Origin of the sequence: Streptomyces sp. NPDC006510, from assembly GCF_040611955.1 — a bacterium.
In the GTDB taxonomy this organism is placed as follows: Bacteria; Actinomycetota; Actinomycetes; order Streptomycetales; family Streptomycetaceae; genus Streptomyces.
On the sequence record NZ_JBEXPH010000326.1, the window covers coordinates 1 to 5,905 of the forward strand.

At 70.6% G+C, this 5,905-nt stretch carries 7 protein-coding genes; 3 read left to right on the top strand and 4 right to left on the bottom strand.

Going from position 1 to position 5,905, the window contains the following annotated elements:
- Positions 1 to 292: 292 nt before the first annotated feature.
- On the top strand, positions 293 to 520 hold the full coding sequence (locus tag ABZY11_RS42335; protein WP_356484277.1) for an antitoxin: 228 nt from the start codon (positions 293 to 295) through the stop codon (positions 518 to 520).
- Entirely contained in the window at positions 517 to 888 is a 372-nt protein-coding gene (locus ABZY11_RS42340; RefSeq protein ID WP_356484278.1) for a fic family toxin-antitoxin system, toxin component, read from the top strand. The genes ABZY11_RS42335 and ABZY11_RS42340 overlap by 4 nt, the downstream gene beginning before the upstream one ends.
- A 93-nt stretch (positions 889 to 981) precedes the next feature.
- On the opposite strand, the gene ABZY11_RS42345 is transcribed toward ABZY11_RS42340, so the two are convergent.
- The 4 genes from ABZY11_RS42345 to bioB form a co-directional block, all read right to left on the bottom strand.
- Positions 982 to 1,659, bottom strand: coding sequence for a class I SAM-dependent methyltransferase (locus tag ABZY11_RS42345; RefSeq protein ID WP_356484279.1), 678 nt, complete (start codon positions 1,657 to 1,659; stop codon positions 982 to 984).
- A gap of 78 nt (positions 1,660 to 1,737) precedes the next feature.
- Positions 1,738 to 2,427, bottom strand: coding sequence for a dethiobiotin synthase (gene bioD, locus ABZY11_RS42350; RefSeq protein ID WP_356484280.1), 690 nt, complete (start codon positions 2,425 to 2,427; stop codon positions 1,738 to 1,740).
- 1 nt (position 2,428) lies between these two features.
- On the bottom strand, positions 2,429 to 3,733 hold the full coding sequence (locus ABZY11_RS42355; protein WP_356484281.1) for an adenosylmethionine--8-amino-7-oxononanoate transaminase: 1,305 nt from the start codon (positions 3,731 to 3,733) through the stop codon (positions 2,429 to 2,431).
- Entirely contained in the window at positions 3,726 to 4,892 is a 1,167-nt protein-coding gene (gene bioB, locus ABZY11_RS42360) for a biotin synthase BioB (protein WP_356484282.1), read from the bottom strand. The genes ABZY11_RS42355 and bioB overlap by 8 nt, the downstream gene beginning before the upstream one ends.
- 142 nt (positions 4,893 to 5,034) lie before the next feature.
- On the opposite strand from bioB, the gene ABZY11_RS42365 reads away from it, so the two are divergent.
- A partial coding sequence (locus ABZY11_RS42365) for an 8-amino-7-oxononanoate synthase (RefSeq protein WP_356484283.1) occupies positions 5,035 to 5,905 on the top strand: 871 nt, incomplete at its 3' end.

Consider the following 5,905-nt stretch of genomic DNA (forward strand, 5'->3'; position numbering starts at 1 on the left):
CCATGGTTAGCGGCGGCCGGGGCGGGGGTCAATGATGTGACGTACTACCCGAATACGGAGCAATGTCCGAAATGAGAGGTTCTATATCGATTTCACGCCGCTCGGGCGGCCCTGTTCCTACTATCCGCCCTAGGATGTGACGTGGCCCCTATGGGTGGCATCACATTCACAGGGCCATTTCGAGGGCACCGGAGGGCGGTCTGAGCGCTACGACCCTCGTGCGACAGCCTGTGTACGGGGCACCGGTGGACTCCTCTTGCCGGTGCTAGCACACGCGCGCTAGCGTGTTGCTGTGCCCAAGACTCAGCTGAACGTGAGAGTGGACGAGGCCACCGCCGAGGCCGCGCGGCAACGCGCACTGCAGAGGGGGATGAGCGTGAACCGCTACATAGAGGAACTTGTGCGGCAGGATGCGGGCGAGGTCGGACACACCTTTGTCGAAGCCGCGGCCGACTTCATGAAGCAGTACGAGTCGGTGTTCGTCGAGGAGTTCGGCCCGGAGCGCAAAGGCACGCGTTGAACCTCCAGATCGACCTTTCCTGGCTGCTCATGGTGGCCGAGCACAAGACCCCCGGCGATCCGCAGGTGGTCGACTGGGGTGCGCTCGTGGCCGCCGTGGCCCGTCATGAGGCCGAGATCTTCGGCAGCCCGGTCTACAGTGACCCGCATTCCCGGGCAGCTGCCCTGTTGCAGTTGCTGCTCCATGTCCCCGCGCTGGAACACTCCAACGCGATGTTCTCCTCGGCCGTGGCGTATGGATATCTCGTCTCCTCCGGACTCAAGGTCATCACCTCGCCCGAGCAGGTGCGCGACCTGGCCCGGCTGGTGAAGGAGGGCAAGGCGGATGTCCGGGCCATCGCCGACGAACTCCGCCAGTGGAGTCTGTGACAGCCTCGGTACGCGACGGCGGGCCGATGGGTAGGCAACGCTGGACCGGCGTACGCAACAGCGGACCGACGTACGCGACGGTGGACCGATGCGTCAGGCCGCCACGTCCGGGCGGCGTGCCACACCCAGTACGCATGCCGACGTGGGCAGCCGGATTCCCCACTCGGGCATCCTGACCCTGCGGTAGGTCTCCACCACGAATCCGGCCCTCTCGATGGCGCCCAGGGTGTCGCGCGCCGTATGGCACCCGCCCGTCATCAGTGGCCAGACCGTACGGTCCAGTGCCCGCTGGGTGGTCGCCATGGCCCGGTCGTCGGCCCGTACATGCTCGAAGAAGCGCAGCTCACCGCCGGGCCGTAGCACCCGCACGATCTCCGCGAGCGAACGCTCCACATTCCGTACGGTGCACAGCACCAGCGAGGCGACGGCCCCGTCGAACGCCTCGCTCTTCACCGGCAGCGCCTCCGCCGCACCCGGCACGACATCCACCGGGATTCCGGCCCGCAGCGCCGAGCGCACCGCCAACTGCCGCAGGGTGCGCTCGGGTTCGATGGCCACCACCTCGGACACCGCGGGTGGGTAGTGCGCGAAATTCAGGCCATTGCCCGCACCGATCTCGATGACCCGGCCGGACAGCCCGGCCAGCAGCTCCGAGCGCACCGCGGCCAGCCCCGCCTTGGTCTCCGCGGCCACGCTCATCCGGGCGTAGAACCGGGCGAAGACGGGGTGGTGCACCGCGTCCTGTGGGACTCTCGTGCTGCGCGGACGCATGACGGACCTCCTCGACCGGGGGCTCGGGCAGAAAGCACGGCTACTTAGATTCTCCCCCGTTCCGCGCGGCTCAGCCGCTCAATCGGCGGGCCGATTCCCGCCCAGCTCCGCCGCGAGCCAACTCCGGGCCCGCGCACGGAAGTCGGCAGGCTCCAACGCCCCCGCACCGGCCGGCACCGCACCCAGCAGCGGGGCGCCCGCCACCACGGGGAGGTCCGCCAGATTGCAGCGCGCCGCGAGGTCCGGCTCGGCAGGCATGCTGCCCACCACCACACCGAGACACTCCAGCCCGCGGGTCCGCAGCGCCTCCGAGGTCAGCGCGGTGGTGTTGAGCGTGCCCAGACCGGCGGGCGTCACGACCAGCACCGGGGCGGCCAGCAGCCGGGCGGCGTCCGCGAGGGTCGATCCCTCGTCGTCGAACCGTACGAGCAGACCGCCCGCACCCTCGATCAGCACCAGATCGTGTTCGGTCGCCAGCTTCTCCGCCGCATCGGCGATCTCATACGGCCGTACCGGCGGGAGACCCGCCCTGCGGGCGGCCGTGGCAGGGGCCAACGGCTCCGGGAACCGGGCCAGTTCGACCGCGGTGACATGACCACCCGCCAGCCGCGCCACCTCGGCGGCATCACCCGGCTCGCCGGGGGCCAGCCCCGTCTGCGCCGGCTTGAGGACCGCGACGCCGCGGCCTCGGGACGCCGCCGCCACGGCCGCCGTCACGACCGTCTTGCCGATCTCCGTGCCCGTCCCCGTCACTACCAGAACCGTCATCTCATCCCTCTCGCGCAGCCGCGCACACCGCGCGGCAGATCCGCGCCACGTCCTCGTCACCGGTCACATACGGCGGCATGGTGTAGACGAGGTCGCGGAACGGCCGCAGCCACACCCCTTCCCGTACCGCCGCCCGGGTGGCGGCCGCCATGTCCACCTCGTGATCGAGCTGTACGACGCCGATCGCACCCAGCACCCGTACATCCCGCACCCCGGGCAGCTCCGACGCCGGGGCGAGACCTTCCCGCAGCCCCGCACCGATCCGTTTCACCTCCCGCTCCCAGTCCTGGCCGAGCAGCAGATCGATGGAGGCGCACGCGACCGCGGAGGCGAGCGGATTGCCCATGAACGTCGGTCCGTGCGCGAGCACCGGCACGTCGCCGCGCGAGATGCCCTCCGCCACCCGGGAGGTGCACAGTGTCGCCGCCATCGTCAGATAGCCGCCGGTCAGCGCCTTGCCCACGCACATGACATCGGGCGAGATCCCCGCATGCCCGGCGGCGAACAGCTTCCCGGTCCGGCCGAAGCCGGTGGCGATCTCGTCGAACACCAGCAGCACCTCGTGCTCGTCGCACGCCTCGCGCAGCACCCGCAGATACGCGGGGGAGTGGAACCGCATCCCGCCCGCGCCCTGCACCACCGGCTCCACGATCACCGCGGCCAGCCGGTCGGCGTGCTCGGCGATCAGTTCCCGCAGATGCCGTACGTACGCGGCATCCGGCTCCGCGTCGAAACCGGCCGGGGGCTCGTCGGCGAACACCTGGCGGGGCAGGACCCCCGACCACAGCTCGTGCATGCCGCCCTCGGGGTCGCACACCGACATCGGCTGCCAGGTGTCCCCGTGATAGCCGCCGCGCCAGGTCAGCAGCCGCTGCTTGGCGGGCCGTCCGGCCGAGCGCCAGTACTGCAGACACATCTTGACCGCGACCTCGACCGAGACCGACCCCGAGTCGGAGAGGAAGACATGCCGCAGCGGTTCCGGGGTGATCTCGACCAGCCGGGCGGCCAGCCGCACGGCGGGCTCATGGGTGAGCCCGCCGAACATCACATGGCTCATCCGGTCCAGCTGACCACGGGCCGCCTCGTTGAGCACCGGATGGTTGTAGCCATGCACCGCCGACCACCAGGACGACATGCCGTCGACCAACTCGGACTGCCCATGGGCCGGTTCTGCCAGCTTCAGCCGCACCCCGGACGCGGACTCCACGACCAGGGGCTCCTGACGCCCCGGCATCGGGCCGTACGGATGCCAGACGTGGGCCCGGTCCAAGGACCGCAGCTCGGCCGGGGAGAGGGCCTCAGGCATTGGGGGCGAGATCCGTTCCCGCGCCGCGACGGCGGACCGCCACCAGGTCCGTGCGCGCGGCCGGCGCCTCCTGGGGCTCAGCCGCGTCCGCCTCGGGGGTGTCACCGCAGGGGGCGCATCCGCCGTCGTGCGAACCGCACCCGCCGCCCTGCTGCGCCCGGTGCTCGGGCAGCGTCGTCGTGCCCGCACCCTCCACCTCGAAATCGGCGTCCGCGATCATGTCCAGGTCCGCCTGACCCGCCTGCCCCTCGCTGGTGAGGTAGTCGCCCAGGAAGATCGAGTTGACCAGGTGCAGGGCCAGCGGCTGCATCGAGCGCAGGTGCACCTCGCGCCCGCCCGCGAGCCGAACCTCCACGTCCGGGCAGACGAACCGGACCATCGCCAGGATGCGCAGACAGCGCTGCGGGGTGAGGTTCCACTCCTTGGCCAGCGGGGTTCCCTCGAACGGGATCAGGAAGTTCACCGGCACCGAGTCCGGGTCCAGTTCGCGCAGCGAGAAGACGACATCGACCAGGTCGGCGTCGCTCTCACCCATCCCGGCGATCAGTCCGGAGCACGCCGAGAGCCCGGCGGCCTGCGCCTGGTGGACGGTCTCCACCCGGTCCGCATAGGTGTGGGTGGTGGTGATGTCCCCGTACGTCCCCTCGGACGTGTTCAGGTTGTGGTTGTACGCGTCGGCGCCCGCCGACCGCAGCCGGTCGGCCTGTCCGTCGGAGAGCAGACCGAGGCAGGCACAGACCTCGACGCCCTCGTTCTGTTCCTTGATCGCCTCGATGGTCTCCGACACCCGGTCGACATCGCGGTCCGTCGGACCGCGGCCGCTCGCCACCAGACACACCCGCTTGGCCCCGCCCGCCACCCCGGCGGCGGCAGCCTTCGACGCCTCGTCCGGTTTCAGCCAGGTGTACTTGAGGATCTCCGCCTTCGAGCCGAGCCGCTGCGAGCAGTACGAGCAGTCCTCGGGGCAGAGACCGGACTTGAGATTGACCAGATAGTTCAGTTTCACGCGCCGCCCGAACCACTGACGGCGTACCTTTCCGGCCGCGGCCACCACTTCGAGCAGATCGTCGTCGGAGGTCGCCAGTACGGCGAGGGCTTCTTCGCGGGTCGGCAGCTCGCGCCGCAGCCCCTTGTCCACCAGCGTGTTCAGGAGGTCCATGGCGAAGATCCTGGCCTACCGCACGGCCCGCAGCCAAGGAGGAACCGGACAACAGAGCCTGTCGAGGGTGTGTGTATTGCCACACCATGACCTGTTGCACCCGCGGTTAGGCTCTGTGAGCTGCCTACAAAAGGGACCGCCCATGCCCCTCGACCCGTTCGACTGGATCGACGACGAGGCGCGCCGCCGCGCGGCTGCCGGACTCGTCCGTGCTCTGCGCCCCCGGCCCGCCGAACCCGGACCTCTGGACCTCGCGAGCAATGACTATCTGGGCCTGACGCGGCACCCCGACATCACCGCCGCCGCAGCCGAGGCGGCGCGCAGGTGGGGCGCGGGCGCGACCGGATCGCGACTCGTCACCGGCTCCACCGAACTGCACGCCGAACTCGAAAGTGAACTGGCCGAATTCTGCGGGTTCGAAGCGGCCCTGGTGCTGTCATCCGGCTACGCGGCCAACCTCGCGGCCGTCACCGCGCTCACCGGCCATGGCTCGCTGATCGTCTCCGACGCGGGCAACCACGCCTCGATCGTGGACGGTTGCCGTCTCTCCCGCGCAGGGACCGCCGTCGTTCCGCACGCCGATCCCGACGCCGTACGCAAGGCCCTGCGGTCGCACGAGGGACGGGCGCTGGCCGTGACCGACTCGGTCTTCTCGGTCGACGGCGACGCGGCACCGCTGCCCGAACTGGCCGACGTCTGCCGTGCCGAGGGCGCCGCACTGCTCGTCGACGACGCGCACGGCCTGGGCGTGCTGGGGGACGGCGGTCGGGGGGCGCTCTCAGCCGCCGGTCTGGCGGGCGGCGCGGGAATCGTCACCACGCTCACCCTCTCCAAGTCCCTGGGCAGCCAGGGCGGAGCGGTCCTGGGACCGGCCCGGGTCATCGAACACCTCGTCAACACGGCCCGTACGTTCATCTTCGACACCGGTCTCGCTCCGGCCGCGGCGGGCGCCGCGCTGGCCGGCCTGCGACTGCTGCGCCGCGAACCGGAGCGGGCCGGCCGGGCCCGTGCGG

Coding starts and splice junctions, on each gene's coding strand:
- ABZY11_RS42345 (WP_356484279.1), bottom strand. CDS start 1,659: ATGCGTCCGCGCAGCACGAGAGTCCCACAGGACGCGGTGCACCACCCC.
- bioD (WP_356484280.1), bottom strand. CDS start 2,427: ATGACGGTTCTGGTAGTGACGGGGACGGGCACGGAGATCGGCAAGACG.
- ABZY11_RS42355 (WP_356484281.1), bottom strand. CDS start 3,733: ATGCCTGAGGCCCTCTCCCCGGCCGAGCTGCGGTCCTTGGACCGGGCC.
- bioB (WP_356484282.1), bottom strand. CDS start 4,892: ATGGACCTCCTGAACACGCTGGTGGACAAGGGGCTGCGGCGCGAGCTG.